This window comes from Sphingobacterium sp. UDSM-2020 (assembly GCF_016132525.1).
Taxonomy (GTDB): Bacteria; Bacteroidota; Bacteroidia; order Sphingobacteriales; family Sphingobacteriaceae; genus Sphingobacterium; species Sphingobacterium anhuiense.
On sequence record NZ_CP066166.1, the window covers coordinates 932,289 to 948,663 of the forward strand.

Here is a 16,375-nt window from a genome sequence, read left to right on the forward strand (position 1 = left end):
ATTCAATACCTTTAAATCAAAACGTTGAATTTGAAAGCTGTAAAATTCTGACATTGTTTTGAGACTAACGTCTTGACTTAGCTCCTAACAACACTTATATTTGTATGATTAAATTTAAAAAAGAAGATTATGTATCCAGAATATTTAGTAGAACCAATGCGTAAAGAGCTTACAGATGTAGGTTTCGAAGAATTAAAAACTGCTGAGCAAGTTGATGCGGCTATTGCTACAGAAGGAACTGTATTTGTGGTTGTAAACTCAGTATGTGGTTGTGCAGCAGCAAATGCTCGTCCTGCTGCTAAAGCGGCAGTAAAAAATGAAAAACATCCAACTAAATTTGTTACTGTTTTTGCTGGTATGGAAAAAGAAGCTGTTGATAAAGCTAGAAACTATATGTTGCCTTATCCTCCATCTTCCCCTGCTATGGCATTATTCAAAGATGGCAAATTAGTTCACATGATAGAAAGACATATGATTGAAGGTCGCTCTGCCCAAATGATCGCTGATAATTTAGCAGCTGCATTTGACGAGTACTGTTAATCATTTATTTTGATTTTTGAAAAAGAAAAAGGCTGTTCGAGTTATTCGAATAGCCTTTTTTGATATTATCAAATCATTTGCTTTGCTCAAATGAGCCTTGCAGATTCAAATTAATTTCTTGGAATATAAGTCTTATTACCATTACTATTGATATAATATTTGCCACCTTCTGGGCCAATATATACATCATGACCATTATACTTCTCTGAAGATAACTTGCCTGCAGTTGCTTTAGTAGGAGTTGCAGTCGATTTTTTCACCTTATTTGTTGAAGCTGTCACATTACTTTTAGCTTTCTCAGTTGATTTAATCGCTTTTTCAGATTCCGCTTTTGATAAAGCGCTTTCGTTCTTAACTGATTGCTTATTTACTTCCTTCGCTTTTATTGCTTCATCCTTCGCTTTTCCGGCAGCTTTAGTAGCTTTAACGGCATCTGATTTAGCGACCTTACTTTCTTTTTCAGCGACCTGTTTTGTACTTGCAGCATTCTCCTTTACTTTTTCCGAAGCTTTTACCGTTTTACTTGCGGAAACCTTCTCCTTTTTAGCTGTCTCTTTTGCTTTTACGGTATTATCCTTCACCGCTTTCTCTGTTTTTTTAACAGCCTTGTTTGGAGTAGTTTCTTGTGCAGTACTCATGGTAATACCAAACACAGAAACAAATGCAGCTAATGCTGCCATTTTTTTAAAATAATTTAAGGTATTCATAACCCAATATATTTAAGTGTAAAACTAGTTTTAAAAATCAAAACAAATGCCAAAACACCTTAACAACAAGCACGTTAACAGATATTTAACGTTACTAATGGTTAATAAAAAAAGGGTTTTATGAGATCAGTCATAAAACCCTTTAATCTGGTTCTTTATTTACCTGGTGGCTTAGCTTTAGGCATCATTTTATTACCCTTTCTGTCAGGAGTCTTTTTTCCTGCAGTTGAATCCTTTGCCGCCTCAGGATTTTCTTTAACCGGTGCTGCTGGCTTCACCTTTGGTTCCGATTTTTTCACAGGATGCGTCTGTTGCGCAGATACTGAGGCTGCTCCATAAACCAATAAAGAGGCAACGATAGCTGCAGTTATTCCTGAAAATTTTATTGCTTTCATAATTGAAGATAGCGTTAGTTTATTTTGATAAGAATCGCTCAAACCAAGTGCCACAAAACAATCCCAAAATTATTTAACACACTTACTTACAATAAATTAAAATCAAAAATCATTTATTATTGTATTATAATAATTATGATTACAGGTAATGAAATTATTTTTAAACTGAAATTTGTAAAATATTAAAACTGTATGTTTTAACCTTCATGCACATATCCTTATATTCATACACATCATTCAATCTCCTTAACAACTGGTGTATTCTCCTTCTTTATTTTTCGAACTTTTAAATACAATAGAATAAATGAAAGAATAAAACAAACAACTGTTGTCAAAGCCAGCGCTAAGATCGAGGACTTCACATTTGCAACTGCCCCCTGTTCTATCACTAACACCCGGAAGATCTCTAAATAATGTGTCAGCGGAATCAATTTAGATATATAGACTACCCAATCAGGCATCTGGCTCAAAGGCCAAGTAAAGCCGCTCAAGATAAAGCTTGGTGTAGCGATAACCATGAGTATCTCGGTTGCTTTAAGTTGACTCGGAATAATAATACTCACCAGTATACCGATAAAACTAACTGCGAGTAAGAAGAATACAGTTCCTAATAAAAACGGACCAATTGGTATTTCAAGAGGCATTCTATAAAAAAGTGAAAAACCATAATAAAGAAAATAAATACCTACGGACATGATCAAAAAAGGCGCTATTTTCACTAAAATCAGGAGCAGCACATTAGACGATTTAGATACTAACTCCTTAAATGTTCCCTTTTCAAACTCTGATGCAAAACTTAATGCCAAAGCTAACATCATCACTTGTTGTAATACAGTTAATAGCACGCCCGGAAGCATGAAATATAAATAGTTTCCGCTTTTAATATGCTGTTTAATGATTGTAGTTTTAAAAGGTTCATATTGCTGATTGGCTACGTACCCTGGGACACCTTTCTTCTGCTGTGCTTTAATCTGAATACCAGCTTTTAATGTTGCTGCACAGACATTCGCCGCCATGCTCGCATAATTAGAAGTTAATGTATTGGCTGCATTGACAAAGAGCGTCAACTCCGTAGAACGGTTATAGTTCACATCCGAATCAAAATTCTTCGGAATCTGTACCACAACCGTTGCTTCATGTTTCAATGCCTCTTGTTTTGCATTAAAAGCATCTGGCAAAACTGCTGCAACATAAATCACCTCACTCTCATTAAACATAGTGATCAGTTGCTTGCTTAGCGGACTTCTGTCTTGATCTACAACGATAATAGGTAGATGAGTCACTTTACCCTTTTGATAAACTGCCCCAATTAACACCCCATATAAAATAGGTGCGCCCACAAAAAGCATCAATAACACTTTATTTTGAAAAAAGAGCCTAAATTCTCGTTTTAATAAGGATACGAATGTGCGCATAATACTTATTTTGTGTTATCAAGATGAAGAATAAACGTCGCCTTAGTCAATAATTTATCCGAACCATCTTTTTGCACAGGTTTCAATTTTACCTCAAACAAAGATTCCTGCTGTTCAAAATCAGGATAAGCCGTAGCAATATTCGCATAAGAACTCAATGTTTTAATGGAAACCACCTCAGCTTCTATTTTTTTATTCTCTAAATATGGAAATGAAAGTTGCTGCTTACTTCCTACCGTCAGGTTATGTAACTGCTTTTCAGGAATTGTAACCCGAAAATAGGTACCATCCACCAAGTAACCAGAAATTAAGCTATATCCCGCCAAAGCAAGTTCCCCGACTTTTAAATTTATGGTTTCAATTGTCATATTTTGAGGCGCGATGATAAAACGTTCCTTCGTTGCAACATCCACTTCGGATACTGCCCCTATTGCTCTCTCCTTTTGTCCCAGCGCCATTTTCTGCTGTTCTATTCGGGCACCGTTTTCAGCATCCGCAAGTTCGGCCTGAACAGCTAAATATTGATTCTTTGCTCCTTGAAATTTCATATAAACTTCATCGTATTGCTGTTGAGCAACCAAAGAGTCCTTAATGAGGTTTTGCATTCTATTCAGTGATTTTTGTGCAAATTCAAATTGCTCACGCAACCCATCACGCTTCGCTCGCAATTGCTTCAACTGATTATCTGTTGCTCCTTTTACAGCCATTTTATATTGCGCCTCAGCAGACTCAAGAGCCCCTTTAGCCTGAATAGATTTGGCTTCAACCTCTGGAAACTCCAAAATCATCAAGGTGTCACCAGCCTGCACAACATCGCCCTCACTCACTAAAATCTGATGTATTTTGCCAGGAATCTTGGTCGTTACAGCAATCTGATCCCGCTCAATCTTTCCCTCAAAAGTATTTTTAAGAGGAGCTTCATTGCTACAGCTTTGCATTAATGCCGCGATTCCAAGTATAGATATATATTTTCTCATAATTATTTCACTAATGATTGATAAAGACTTCCTTGTGATTTTAATAATTCTAAAACAGCAGTACGCTGTAATAAAAGTTGATTATAAAAACTAAGTGACTGCTTGTAAAGCTCATTTTCTGCACTTAACCTTTCCGTTACATCTATTAATCCAGCTTCAAATTGCTTTGATGCCAATGAAAGATTATTATTTGCAATTTTTATCTGCTGTTCATGCACCGCCATTTTTTTCATCGACAACTGGTAATCCGAATTTGTCTTACGTTGCAGCAACATTAGTTTATCCCGCGTATCATTCCATTTATTCTGATTCATAACCAGATCCAGATTTGCTTTTTTGATATTATTTCGATGTTGATTTCCATCAAATACATCCCACTTAACACCAACCCCTACAGCAAAACCCGGTGCCATCTGAAAATGATTAGCACTTAAATTAAGATCACCGGCAAGCGGTACATCTTTGAATTTGAACTTTGTGTCAAAGGCGTTGAAATAAAAAGCACTACCAAAAGCAAAAATCTGTGGTAATTTTGCACCCTTTTCTTTTTTCAGTACATACTCGTACGCACGTTGAGAACTCGCCAAAGCTTGCATTTCCTTCCTGTTCTCTACAGCAGGTTGTACCGGATCTACAATCGCTAGTTCCAATGGATAGCTCACTGTCTTAAGACTATCTAGAGGCATTTTAGTCAATTCCTCCAATTTAAAATATAAGAGTTCACGACTATTGGTCGATTCGGCTTTCTTGCTTTCTAACTCCAGCATAGCCAATTTAATTTTATCACGATCGTAAGGTATAGCCAAACCATTCTCGATCGCTTTTACTACTTTAAGATGCTCCTTATTCAATCTTTTCTCCGAATCAGCAATCAAGGCATCAACTTCTTTCAATAACATGATCTGGTCGAAAGTCTGCACCACTTCCTGAGCAAGGCCCTCATAACCGGCCTCGGTCATCAGCTGCTGTGCTTTATACTTTTCATCCAAAGCTTTTTTCCCATTCGTAATCTGTAGACCACTAAAGATAACCTGTGTCGCATTTACACCTGCAAAGCCAACCTGAGAAGAGGTATTAAATTTTTGTGCACCTTCAAAAAGATTCAGTCCCAAGATCGGAAGAGTTTTTGTTGGAAGATCCAATTCTCCACTAGCATTGAGATATCCATACATACCCATAGCAGATATGTGGGGTAATAACTTTCCGCTCACAGAATTCTTATCTAAAAGGGTTTTCTGATTTTCTAAATAACTATTCTTAATATCGCTATTATTCTGAATTGCCTTTTGAATAAATTCTTTTAGCTGGGGACTAATACCTTGCTGTCCAAACGTTGTATTTTGAAACAGAAAAGGCATTAAAAATATAAAGCATGAAATCTTTTTAACTAACATATTCATAACTCGCATAAGGGTCGATTAGTATATTAAGTAACAATACAAAGATGCGTATGTTTTACGATTTAATTTTTAAGATATCTTAAAAAGGAAAAAATTAATCAAGTTGTCCTCTTATTACCGATAAAGTCTGTTGCGACATCCCTAAATATGAGGCAATATGTCCTAGAGAAGCATTTTTAAGAAGTTCCGAATTTTCTGTTAATAATAATTGGTATCGTTCCATAGCCGTTTGAAACTGCATATTATAAAACCGATTGGAGAAACTGATCACCGAATCGAGTAAAACTTTTTGAATGATCTGATTCACGACAATGTGAGTCTTTGCTAATTCCAAAATATGTTGAAAAGGTATGAATGAAATTTTACATGTGGTCAAGGCTTGAAAACCAAATAAAGAGGGTTTTTGATAGAAAACACTCTCTATACCTGTACTAAATGTATTGGGTCCAAAGAAATAATGTGTAATATCCTTACCATTCTTATAGTAGAAGATCCGTGTTAAGCCAGATTCTACAAAATAAATATATTTTAAGTAGCTATCAGGTTCAAAAATTATATCTCCTTTATAAAATTCCTTTGTTTCAATAATCTGAGAAAACAACAACATTAAGTCGTCATCAATAAGATATAAGGTTTTGAAATGTTCCAATGCAGTCATAAATTAAATATGCCAATTTTAAATCAAAAAACCACAAAAAAAAGCCCTTACTATTTATAGTAAGGGCTTTTCTAACATATATTTTTTCTTCTATTGCATATCAAACAAATGTTTTTCTGCATGATAAGAAGATCTCACTAATGGACCAGATTCAACATATTTGAATCCCATTTTTAAACCTATTTCTTTATATTTATCAAACTGCGCAGGTGTAACCCACTCCACTACAGGGTGATGAGCCTTAGTCGGCTGTAAGTATTGACCTATTGTTAAAATATCAACCCCTACATTAAATAAATCTTGCATCGTTTCAATAACATCTTCCTCAGTCTCTCCAAAACCAAGCATAATACCCGATTTGGTACGCAGACCGGCTTCAGAAATACGACGAAGACATTCTAATGAACGATCATATTTTGCTTGAATACGCACTTCACGAGTCAAACGTCTTACGGTTTCAATATTGTGAGATACAACCTCTGGACGAACAGCAAGCACGCGATCAAGATTTTCCCATTGTCCTTTAAAATCAGGAATCAAAGTCTCTAAAGTGGTAGTAGGACTTTCTTGACGAATAGCATTGATTGTTTCTGCCCAAATGATAGACCCCCCATCTTTCAAGTCATCACGATCGACAGAAGTAATGACACAATGTTTCACCTGCATCAGTTTAACCGAATTAGCAACTCGCGCTGGTTCATCCAGTTCAACAGCTTTGGGACGCCCCGTTGATACAGCGCAAAACGAACACGAACGTGTACAAATATTGCCTAAAATCATGAATGTAGCAGTTCCTGCACCCCAACACTCACCCATATTAGGACAGTTTCCACTCTCACAGATCGTATGTAGCTTATGCTCGTCTACTAGTCCTCTTACATGTCTATATTCTTTACCAACTGGCAATTTTACACGCAACCAATCTGGCTTACGCTGTGTTTGTGTTGCAGGGATAACTGGAAGTTCAATCATGATGCAAAGTTAATGATTATAAATGTAATTTTTTATCGACATTTTGTTTGAATACTATCATAATAACCATTGTCACCACATATCATACAGTTGAACGTATTGTTTTTTTTATGATATTTGTAAAACATCATATTAAATACCAATTCACATGCGATTTAGCCATTCAGTAACTTTGGTACTTTTAGCGGGACTTTTACCCCTAAAAATATTTGCTCAGCAAAATTTTGACTTAATACCGAAACCCAGCAGTCTTACACTAGCAGTTGGTTCTTATCAAATTCCAGCTTTTCCAAAAGTTTATGTTTCAGAAGAATTCATAAATGCCAGTCAGTTACTAACGGAACATCCGGCTATAACATCTATTACGACCGAAATTGTAAAAAAGATAAAGAAAGCCCCCAAAGAAGGAATTCGCATCTTAAAAGCTGAGGAAACAGATAAACTAGATAAAGCAGCCTATCGCATCGGTATTACTGATAAAGGAATTGTTATCTTAGCTCATGAAGTTGCCCCTGTCATCAATGCCATTTACACACTTGTTCAACTCGGCTACTTACAGGACGATCCTGCTCAGATAAATGCTGTGGATATCGAAGATCAACCAAGTTTTTCATATCGCGGATTACATTTAGATCCTTCACGTCATTTTATTCCTTTCCCTATTATGAAGAAATTTGTAGATGTTATGGCTCTCTACAAATTGAATAATCTGCACTGGCATTTGACTGATGGAGCGGGATGGAGATTAGAGATTAAGAAATACCCAGAATTAACCAATAAAGCGGCGTGGCGCACGCATGTAAAATGGAAAGACTGGTGGAACAATGGCCGTCAATATGTGGATGCAGGAACTCCAAATGCAAGTGGTGGATTCTATACACAGGATCAAGCCCGAGAACTCGTAGCCTATGCCGCGCAACGGGGGATTAATGTCATTCCTGAAGTTGAAATGCCTGGACACTCTGAAGAAGTTTTAGCCATTTACCCCGAATTATCCTGCTCCGGTAAACCGTATACACAATCTGAATTCTGTGTCGGTAATGAGAAAACTTATGAGTTTTTAAAAAATGTACTGGATGAAGTTATTGCCATATTTCCTTCACCTTACATTCATATTGGAGGAGATGAGGCCGATAAGAAACATTGGAAAACCTGTCCTAAATGTCAAGCTTTAAAAGCAAAAGAAGGTTTAAAATCTGAAGAAGAACTTCAAAGTTACTTGATTAAACAGATGGATGAATATGTCCAATCTAAAGGTCGTAAAATTATCGGCTGGGACGAAATCTTAGAAGGAGGATTGACAAAAGGTGCTACTGTGATGAGCTGGAGAGGCGAATCAGGAGGTATCAATTCGGCTAATGCAGGACACGATGTCATCATGACCCCAGGATCCCACCTTTATTTTGATTCATACCAAACGGACCCTAGAACGCAACCTGAAACAATTGGCGGATACCTTCCTATCAATAAAGTCTATGAATACAACCCTATTCCAGCTGCTATTCAGCAAGATAAAATTAAGCATGTTTTAGGTGCTCAGGCAAATTTATGGGCAGAATACATGCCTAATTATCAACAATTAGAATACATGGCTTTTCCAAGAACATTAGCTTTAGCTGAAGTTGTCTGGACAAAAGCTGATCTAAAAAATTGGCCGAACTTCCATAAAAGACTGCAATCACACTATAAAATTTTACAGCACTTCGATATCAATTATTATCGACCATCGTACAATGTAAAAGCTTCCGTAGATTTTGATGCAAAGAAGGCCTCAAATACGGTAACATTAACGACCGAACAATTACATGCAGATAATATCCGATTTACGATAGATGGATCAAAACCCACTTATCAAGCAACCCCTTATAACAATTCATTTGATCTCTCTGTTCCTACGATTGTTAAAGCAGCTTACTTTTTAGATTCAACTCAGGTCGGACCCATCGAAACGATCCAACTGGATGTTCATAAAGCAATAGGAAAAGCTGTTTCTTATACAAATAAATGGGACGATGGATATCCTGCACAGAAAGAACTGACATTAACAAACGGTGTTAAAGGCGGGTTAACATACCAAGATGGGCAATGGCAAGGATTTTTAAAAGATCTTGATGTTGTTGTTGATTTCGAGCGACGTGAAGAGATCAATAGTGTTGCCATGAATTTCATGCAGATTACAGGTCCTGGCGTATATATGCCTGGAGAATTTAAAGTTTTATTATCCGAAAATGGTCGAACTTTCAGAGAGGTCGGTATCGTACAGAACGACGTTTCTGATCAAGACCCAACCTTAACTTTCAAACGGTTTGAATTGAAATTAGCGAAGCCTCAACAAGCACGTTTTGTACGTGTCGTAGCAACAAATCCGAAAAAAGGATTTCTATTTGCGGATGAGCTGATTGTCTATTAAATAATGCATTCTTTACAGAGAGCAGCGGTATTACAAAAATGTGCTGTTGCTCTCTTTTTGACTATCTTCCCGTACATAAATGATTTATCTGAAAATAAATATCGGAAAATCAAATAAAATAATGTAATTTTGCACTCCGACAAAGCGGTCGGAATATACCCTTCTCGAAGCGCATTTTTGATTGTCTTTGTTCATACTTTGAAATTTTATTTTTTGAACTAGATATAATGCCAAGAAACACCTCCATTAAATCGGTTTTAATCATTGGATCAGGTCCAATTGTAATTGGTCAAGCCTGTGAATTTGATTATTCGGGATCTCAAGCAGCCCTTTCTCTAAAAGAAGAAGGCATTGAAGTTTCCATCATCAACTCGAACCCTGCAACGATTATGACTGATAAAGTCATTGCAGACCACGTTTATTTACTTCCTTTAACTGTAGAAAGTATTGAAGAAATTCTTAAAGAACAAAAGATTGACGCCGTTCTACCTACTATGGGTGGCCAAACAGCGTTAAACTTATGTATCGAAGCTTCAAACATCGGACTATGGGAAAAATACGACGTTAAAGTTATCGGTGTTGATGTTGCTGCAATTGAAAAAACAGAAAACCGTGAAGAGTTCCGTCAATTAATGATTGATATCGGTGTAGGTGTAGCACCTTCGAAAATCGCTAACTCTTTCTTAGAAGGTAAAGAAGCAGCGCAAGAAATTGGTTATCCATTAGTGATTCGTCCTTCTTATACCTTAGCTGGTACTGGTGGCGGATTTGTACACTCGAAAGATGAATTCGACGCAGCTCTTAGTAGAGGTTTAAGTGCTTCTCCTACTCACGAAGTATTAGTTGAAAAAGCAGTATTAGGCTGGAAAGAATTCGAATTAGAGTTATTACGTGATACCAATGATAACGTAATTATCATCTGTACTATTGAGAACTTTGATCCGATGGGAATCCATACAGGTGACTCAATCACGGTTGCTCCAGGGATGACTTTATCCGACAAATGCTACCAAGACATGCGTAATCAAGCAATCCTGATGATGCGTTCTATTGGTAACTTTGCAGGAGGTTGTAACGTACAGTTCTCTGTTAATCCGGAGGATGAAGACATCATCGCAATCGAAATCAACCCTCGTGTATCTCGCTCTTCAGCATTAGCATCTAAAGCAACGGGTTACCCCATTGCAAAAATTGCTGCTAAATTAGCGATTGGTTACAATTTGGATGAATTACAAAACCAAATCACAAAAACAACGTCAGCTTACTTCGAGCCAACTTTAGATTATGTAATCGTAAAAGTACCTCGTTTCAACTTTGATAAATTCAAAGGAGCAAATACGGAATTAGGTTTGCAGATGAAAGCGGTAGGTGAAGTAATGGCAATCGGCCGTACTTTTATCGAAGCACTTCAAAAAGCATGTCAATCATTAGAAACAAACCGCGCAGGTTTAGGAGCTGATGGTCGTCAATTACGCAATTTAGAAGAGATCATGCATAGCCTTGAGCATCCAAGTGGTGATCGTCTGTTTCATATCAAAGATGCGTTTGAATTGGGTGTTCCATTGGAATCTATCCGCAAAGCAACCCGTATCGATAAATGGTACTTAGTACAAATTCAAGAATTAGTAGCCTTAGAAACAGAACTTCGCCGCTACCAATTGAACAATATTCCAAAAGACTTCTTCATGACCTTGAAACAAAAAGGTTATTCAGATATCCAAATCTCTTGGTTATTAGGAAATGTAACGGAAGATGAAGTATATGACCGTCGTAAGGCATTAGGCATTAGCCGTGTTTATAAAATGGTTGATACTTGTGCTGCGGAATTCCCTGCGCAAACACCATACTACTACTCTACTTTTGAAGAAGAAAACGAATCAGTAGCTTCTGATAAGAAAAAAATTGTTGTATTAGGTTCAGGTCCTAACCGTATCGGTCAAGGTATCGAATTTGATTACTCTTGTGTACACGGTTTATTAGCTGCTAAAGAAGCAGGATTCGAAGCAATCATGGTTAACTGTAACCCAGAGACGGTTTCAACGGACTTCAACATGGCTGATAAATTATACTTTGAGCCAGTATTCTGGGAACATGTTCGCGAAATTATTGAATTAGAGAAACCAGTAGGTGTTATCGTTCAATTAGGTGGTCAGACAGCTCTTAAAATGGCTGATCAATTAGAAGCACTTGGTGTTAAGATCATCGGAACAGATTTCCAAAATATGGATTTAGCTGAAGATCGCGGTCGTTTCTCAGATCTATTGAAATCTTTGGATATTCCTTATCCTAAGTATGGTGTAGCTGAGTCGGCAGAAGAAGCAATCAAAGTTGCGAACGAAGTTGGATATCCAGTTCTTGTTCGTCCATCATATGTACTAGGTGGTCAAGGAATGAGCATCGTGATCAACGATGATGACTTAGAGAAAGCAGTTGTTAACTTATTGAAAAACCTTCCTGGAAACCGTGTCCTAATTGACCACTTCTTGGATCGTGCTGAAGAAGCAGAATCTGATTCCATCTGTGATGGTGAAGATGTACACATCATTGGTATGATGGAACACATCGAACCTGCAGGTATCCACTCTGGTGACTCTTACGCAGTACTACCTCCATTTAGCTTATCACAAGCTGTACAAGATAAAATGGCAGAGTATTCGATCAAATTAGCGAAAGCATTAGATGTAAGAGGGCTATTAAATATTCAATTCGCCGTGAAAGGTGAAAATGTATATGTAATCGAAGCAAACCCACGTGCATCTCGTACAGTTCCTTTTATCGCTAAAGCATACGATGTACCTTACATCAACATCGCAACAAAAATCATGTTAGGCGTAAACAAATTGAAAGATTTCAAAATCGAGCGCAAATTACAAGGTTGGGCAATCAAAGAACCTGTATTCTCGTTCTCTAAATTCCCTGAAGTTGATAAACAGTTAGGTCCAGAAATGAAGTCTACAGGTGAAGCTATCCGTTTCATCAAAGATTTAAATGACCCTTACTTTAGAGATTTAGTTGCTAAAAAATCGATGTTCTTATCGAAATAAGCTTAAACTCTTATTGCATAAAAAAGCCTTCTTATTTATTTAAGAAGGCTTTTTTTATAGGATCATATTTGTTCACGAGTTAAATGTCTTTAACGCATCTAAATCCTACATTGTTTGTCGGACTATTAATCTCACCCTTTCCCCGGCTACCTGCTTTATAACGCTCACAATATTGATCATTGCAGAGAAACGATCCACCCCGTTGTACTCGTTTTACAGCCCCCGGTTCATCGGGATCATATGCATCAGTTGGACCTTTAGGATTATCGGCAGTACTTTTTGCATAATAATCAGGACGATAAAAGTCAGCGCACCATTCCCAAACATTCCCTTCCATATCATACAGACCGATTGAATTTGCAGGAAAAGCTTTAACTGGCGACGTACCGATGTAACCATCTAACTTCGTATTGAGAACAGGAAACTGTCCTTGAAAAATATTAGCCAAATAACGATCATTATCCAACAATTCATTTCCCCAATAATAGGTCATCGGATTTGATGTACGAGCACGTGCTGCGTATTCCCATTCGGCTTCTGTTGGTAAACGTTTTCCTGCCCACTTTGCATAGGCTTCAGCATCTTGATAAGCAATGTGTACAACAGGAAAGTCCTCTTTACCCTCAATACTGGTATTTGGACCTTCAGGATGCTTCCAATTAGCCCCTACGACATAAGACCACCACTGCAGATGATTGGTTAAACCTTGAACCTCTTTTGGTGGTGAAAAAATAGCAGAACCTGGCTTTAACATCGCCGGATCTACACCTGGAAATTCCTTTGGATCTAACGGTCTTTCAGCCACAGTTACATAACCGGTCGCTTTTACAAATGCTTCAAATTGACCATTTGTTACTTCATGTTCATCAATTAAAAAATCATTGATTTTAACTTCATGAACTGGTTTAGCATCAACAAACTGATCCGAACCCATCATAAAATATCCACCTGTAACCTTGACCATTTTAACTTGATCAATACCAGCCCCTTCAACGATATGATGCGCAGTATCTAAATTCGAAAATCGAGAGGGAATATTTGTTGCCATATAACAGCGGGAAGAATCCTGCGAAACAAAGAGATCGGCAGTATTACCTTTCGGCTTACTGTTACTGAAGCATGAAGTCAATAAGACAAAACATGGGACACAAAAGAATATATTCCTGTACATAGGTCGGTCGATAACAAATAAAGTTACAATTTAGATATTTTTAAACAAGAAGTGAAACGATCGTCAATAAAAAAGGGAGAACAATAACCGCTCTCCCTTTCTAATAGTTAACAAAAAGATTATACGTCTAATTGAACACCGCTTACTTTACCTTCTTTTGAACGTATTTTCGTTGTACCACCACCATTTAAAGTGATATCTACAGGCTTATTCGTTTTCCATGCACCTTTAGTAAAATCAGGAATATTGACCGTTCTAGAGTTGTTTTTTACAGAATCAAAACTTAAAGGAACGATACAACTCCAAGAAGCTGCATCATAAACATCTTGATCCAATGGTAAACCATTGCGCAAACAATCTATTAATCTCCAGTCCATCATGAAATCCATTCCACCATGACCACCTACCTGTTTTGCCTGCTCACCAATAAATTTCACTAGTTCAGGTGTATATTTAGCATACAGTTCTTTCATTTTATCTTTAGAGATAAATTCATGTCCAAACGCAATATTTTCATCAGGATATTTCTGCGCATAACCTTTTGTACCGCTTAATGTATGTAATCTAGAATATGGTCTTGGCGAAGTCACATCATGTTGCAACATAATTGTCTTACCCAATTCTGTACGGATTAAAGTTGTATTCATATTACCACGGAAGTTCTTACCAACAAATTCTTGATAAAAAGAATCTTTTGCTGCCAATTCTTTCGCTTTAGCGCCCATTTGGAAATCATTTGTAGACATAGCAACTAAATGATTCATTTTATCACCACGGTTTATATTCATACATTGCGCAACCGGACCTAAACCATGTGTTGGATATAAGTTACCATTTAACTTAATATTTTCACGCAATCTCCACATATTATCGTAACCATTTTTCGCAAAATTTAAGTCCAATAAATCGTGAATATATGCTCCTTCGCCATGTAACAGCTCACCAAATAGACCTTGACGCGTCATGTTTAATGTTAGCATTTCAAAGAAATCATAGCAACAGTTCTCCAACATCATACAATGTTTTTTCGTTTCTTCTGATACGCGAACCACTTCCCAACAGTCTTTAAGAGTTAAGGCAATCGGCACTTCACACGCAACATGCGCACCAGCTTTCATTGCGCCGATACTCATGGGAGTATGATAGTCCCATGGAGAACAGATATAAACTAAATCCAATTTCTCATTTTTCAGCATGTCTTTCCATCCCTCTTCACCAGAATAAGATTTTGCATCTTTCAGCGATTTCTTACGCAGGATACCTTGAGCCCGTTCTACACGATCTGCATGTTTATCACATAACGCAACGATCTCAACACCATCAATGTAAGACAAACGATCCACAGCACCAGGACCACGCATTCCTAAACCAATAACTGCTGCACGCACTTTATCAATCTTAGGGGCCGCATGACCGGACATGTTGAATTTTGTTGCGGCCAATACATTGGAATTTAAAGTTGGTAATGTCACCGCTACAGATGATAAGATACCCGCTTTCTTTAAGAAATCTCTTCTATTAGAATTCATATTTTGATAGATTAATTTACATACAAAATTAAAGGGGCCATAGAAAGCCCCTCTAAAATCACCTATTTTAAAACAAACTAAACAGTCTTTGAAATGATTATCAAACTTAATGATAACAGTCGTTCAATAATTAGTTATAGAATCAGCCGTAGACCTTTTCTATAACAAGAATACACTAGAAAATCGGTAATTAAAAATAAAAAAACAAAGCAATCGTTTGCTTAAAATAAACAACCGTTTGCAAAGTGACATCCAGCATTCAGATATTTCTCAAATTCTAGTAACCAATTAGTTACATCTAATAATCTTGTTCATAATTAAATGAAGAAACTTCTGAATTATAATTTATAGCATCCTGAATTCTCTTATCATGAAACGCAGAGACGTGTATCTGTTATTAAAATAAAAATCATTTCTGAAGTCCTTCTTTTGGATTAATAAACCTCAATCTGAAGAGCTCGTTGGCATATCTTATGAATTATTAAAATATACTATGAAATAATAATGTGTTATCAAACTGAACACAATCCTAGTAATATGTTGAAGAATCAATCAACATATTAAAAGAATCTAATGCCACTATGAGGAGCAATCAATAAGTAATAATTATGGATTCTGAAACTAATGGGGTTATAAGCATGGGTATGTATATCATAAAAGCAGAAGCTGCCATTATGTTTGTCCGATAGGAAGAAGATGTAGAAGCTGAATAGGTTAAATGATGAGCATGACGGGTCTGCAGAAGTTACCGAAAGAACAGGAATAGCTATGCTCTCAGCATAAAAAAGGTATAAACACAAAAAAGCCTCTGCTGTATAGCAAAGGCTTCTGTATAAAAAAAGGCACCGACCTACTCTCCCACCTGTTACGGCAATACCATCGGCTCTGGCGGGCTTGACTTCTCTGTTCGGAATGGGAAGAGGTAGACACCGCCGATATAGGCACCTAAAATGTTTTTATGTGATATATGCTCTTTAAAAAGCATTATCTATAGACAATTGAAAGAAAAACTAAAAGAGGAAGACAACAGTGTTTGCGTTGCTTGAGAAAGCTTCGGGTGATTAGTATTGCTCAGCTATGGTATTTCTACCTTTACACCTGCAACCTATCAACGTAGTAGTCTACTACGGCCCTATAAGGAAGTCTCATCTCGTGGC

The 16,375-nt window shown here is 37.0% G+C and carries 12 protein-coding genes and 1 rRNA gene; 3 read left to right on the forward strand and 10 right to left on the reverse strand.

Annotated elements, in window-relative coordinates; all coding sequences use genetic code 11:
- Nucleotides 1-129: 129 nt before the first annotated feature.
- Complete coding sequence (locus JAZ75_RS03955) at nucleotides 130-540, forward strand: BrxA/BrxB family bacilliredoxin (RefSeq protein ID WP_021190642.1); 411 nt, start codon at nucleotides 130-132, stop codon at nucleotides 538-540.
- Between the two features lie 110 nt (nucleotides 541-650).
- Here JAZ75_RS03955 and JAZ75_RS03960 read toward each other — a convergent pair whose 3' ends face one another.
- The 7 genes from JAZ75_RS03960 to lipA form a co-directional block, all read right to left on the reverse strand.
- On the reverse strand, nucleotides 651-1,220 hold the full coding sequence (locus JAZ75_RS03960) for a hypothetical protein (RefSeq protein WP_231577323.1): 570 nt from the start codon (nucleotides 1,218-1,220) through the stop codon (nucleotides 651-653).
- Between the two features lie 182 nt (nucleotides 1,221-1,402).
- A complete protein-coding gene (locus tag JAZ75_RS03965; RefSeq protein ID WP_132772536.1) occupies nucleotides 1,403-1,642 on the reverse strand; it encodes a hypothetical protein in 240 nt (79 codons plus the stop codon).
- A 233-nt stretch (nucleotides 1,643-1,875) separates the two neighbouring features.
- A complete protein-coding gene (locus JAZ75_RS03970) occupies nucleotides 1,876-3,057 on the reverse strand; it encodes an ABC transporter permease (RefSeq protein WP_132772538.1) in 1,182 nt (393 codons plus the stop codon).
- Nucleotides 3,058-3,062: 5 nt separating this feature from the next.
- Nucleotides 3,063-4,034 (reverse strand): HlyD family secretion protein, encoded by a 972-nt coding sequence (locus JAZ75_RS03975; RefSeq protein WP_132772540.1) that lies wholly within the window; start codon nucleotides 4,032-4,034, stop codon nucleotides 3,063-3,065.
- A gap of 2 nt (nucleotides 4,035-4,036) precedes the next feature.
- Nucleotides 4,037-5,428: a TolC family protein gene (locus JAZ75_RS03980; protein WP_132772542.1), complete on the reverse strand. Its 1,392-nt coding sequence runs from the start codon at nucleotides 5,426-5,428 to the stop codon at nucleotides 4,037-4,039.
- A 100-nt stretch (nucleotides 5,429-5,528) separates the two neighbouring features.
- Nucleotides 5,529-6,092, reverse strand: a complete 564-nt coding sequence (locus JAZ75_RS03985; protein ID WP_132772544.1) for a Crp/Fnr family transcriptional regulator — start codon at nucleotides 6,090-6,092, stop codon at nucleotides 5,529-5,531.
- A 90-nt stretch (nucleotides 6,093-6,182) separates the two neighbouring features.
- Nucleotides 6,183-7,064 carry a lipoyl synthase gene (gene lipA, locus JAZ75_RS03990; RefSeq protein ID WP_021190648.1) on the reverse strand — a complete coding sequence of 294 codons (882 nt, stop codon included), beginning with the start codon at nucleotides 7,062-7,064 and terminating at the stop codon, nucleotides 6,183-6,185.
- Between the two features lie 148 nt (nucleotides 7,065-7,212).
- Here lipA and JAZ75_RS03995 point away from each other — a divergent pair, with 148 nt between their 5' ends.
- Nucleotides 7,213-9,474 carry a family 20 glycosylhydrolase gene (locus JAZ75_RS03995; RefSeq protein WP_132772546.1) on the forward strand — a complete coding sequence of 754 codons (2,262 nt, stop codon included), beginning with the start codon at nucleotides 7,213-7,215 and terminating at the stop codon, nucleotides 9,472-9,474.
- Between the two features lie 227 nt (nucleotides 9,475-9,701).
- On the forward strand, nucleotides 9,702-12,518 hold the full coding sequence (gene carB / locus JAZ75_RS04000) for a carbamoyl-phosphate synthase large subunit (RefSeq protein ID WP_132772548.1): 2,817 nt from the start codon (nucleotides 9,702-9,704) through the stop codon (nucleotides 12,516-12,518).
- A 79-nt stretch (nucleotides 12,519-12,597) separates the two neighbouring features.
- Here carB and JAZ75_RS04005 read toward each other — a convergent pair whose 3' ends face one another.
- The 3 genes from JAZ75_RS04005 to rrf all read right to left on the reverse strand — a co-directional run bounded on the left by JAZ75_RS04005 (nucleotide 12,598) and on the right by rrf (nucleotide 16,167).
- Nucleotides 12,598-13,566 (reverse strand): formylglycine-generating enzyme family protein, encoded by a 969-nt coding sequence (locus tag JAZ75_RS04005; RefSeq protein ID WP_132772550.1) that lies wholly within the window; start codon nucleotides 13,564-13,566, stop codon nucleotides 12,598-12,600.
- Nucleotides 13,567-13,808: 242 nt separating this feature from the next.
- The gene (locus tag JAZ75_RS04010; protein ID WP_132772552.1) at nucleotides 13,809-15,218 is read right to left on the reverse strand and encodes a Gfo/Idh/MocA family protein; all 1,410 of its coding nucleotides are present in this window, start codon (nucleotides 15,216-15,218) and stop codon (nucleotides 13,809-13,811) included.
- An 837-nt stretch (nucleotides 15,219-16,055) separates the two neighbouring features.
- Nucleotides 16,056-16,167, reverse strand: a 5S ribosomal RNA gene (gene rrf, locus JAZ75_RS04015).
- Nucleotides 16,168-16,375: the final 208 nt, after the last annotated feature.

Bases quoted from the DNA above. Each gene is read 5' to 3' on its own strand.
- JAZ75_RS03955 (WP_021190642.1), top strand. From the start codon at position 130: ATGTATCCAGAATATTTAGTAGAACCAATGCGTAAAGAGCTTACAGAT.
- JAZ75_RS03960 (WP_231577323.1), bottom strand. From the start codon at position 1,220: ATGGCAGCATTAGCTGCATTTGTTTCTGTGTTTGGTATTACCATGAGT.
- JAZ75_RS03965 (WP_132772536.1), bottom strand. From the start codon at position 1,642: ATGAAAGCAATAAAATTTTCAGGAATAACTGCAGCTATCGTTGCCTCT.
- JAZ75_RS03970 (WP_132772538.1), bottom strand. From the start codon at position 3,057: ATGCGCACATTCGTATCCTTATTAAAACGAGAATTTAGGCTCTTTTTT.
- JAZ75_RS03975 (WP_132772540.1), bottom strand. From the start codon at position 4,034: ATGAGAAAATATATATCTATACTTGGAATCGCGGCATTAATGCAAAGC.
- JAZ75_RS03980 (WP_132772542.1), bottom strand. From the start codon at position 5,428: ATGTTAGTTAAAAAGATTTCATGCTTTATATTTTTAATGCCTTTTCTG.
- JAZ75_RS03985 (WP_132772544.1), bottom strand. From the start codon at position 6,092: ATGACTGCATTGGAACATTTCAAAACCTTATATCTTATTGATGACGAC.
- lipA (WP_021190648.1), bottom strand. From the start codon at position 7,064: ATGATTGAACTTCCAGTTATCCCTGCAACACAAACACAGCGTAAGCCA.
- JAZ75_RS03995 (WP_132772546.1), top strand. From the start codon at position 7,213: ATGCGATTTAGCCATTCAGTAACTTTGGTACTTTTAGCGGGACTTTTA.
- carB (WP_132772548.1), top strand. From the start codon at position 9,702: ATGCCAAGAAACACCTCCATTAAATCGGTTTTAATCATTGGATCAGGT.
- JAZ75_RS04005 (WP_132772550.1), bottom strand. From the start codon at position 13,566: ATGGCAACAAATATTCCCTCTCGATTTTCGAATTTAGATACTGCGCAT.
- JAZ75_RS04010 (WP_132772552.1), bottom strand. From the start codon at position 15,218: ATGAATTCTAATAGAAGAGATTTCTTAAAGAAAGCGGGTATCTTATCA.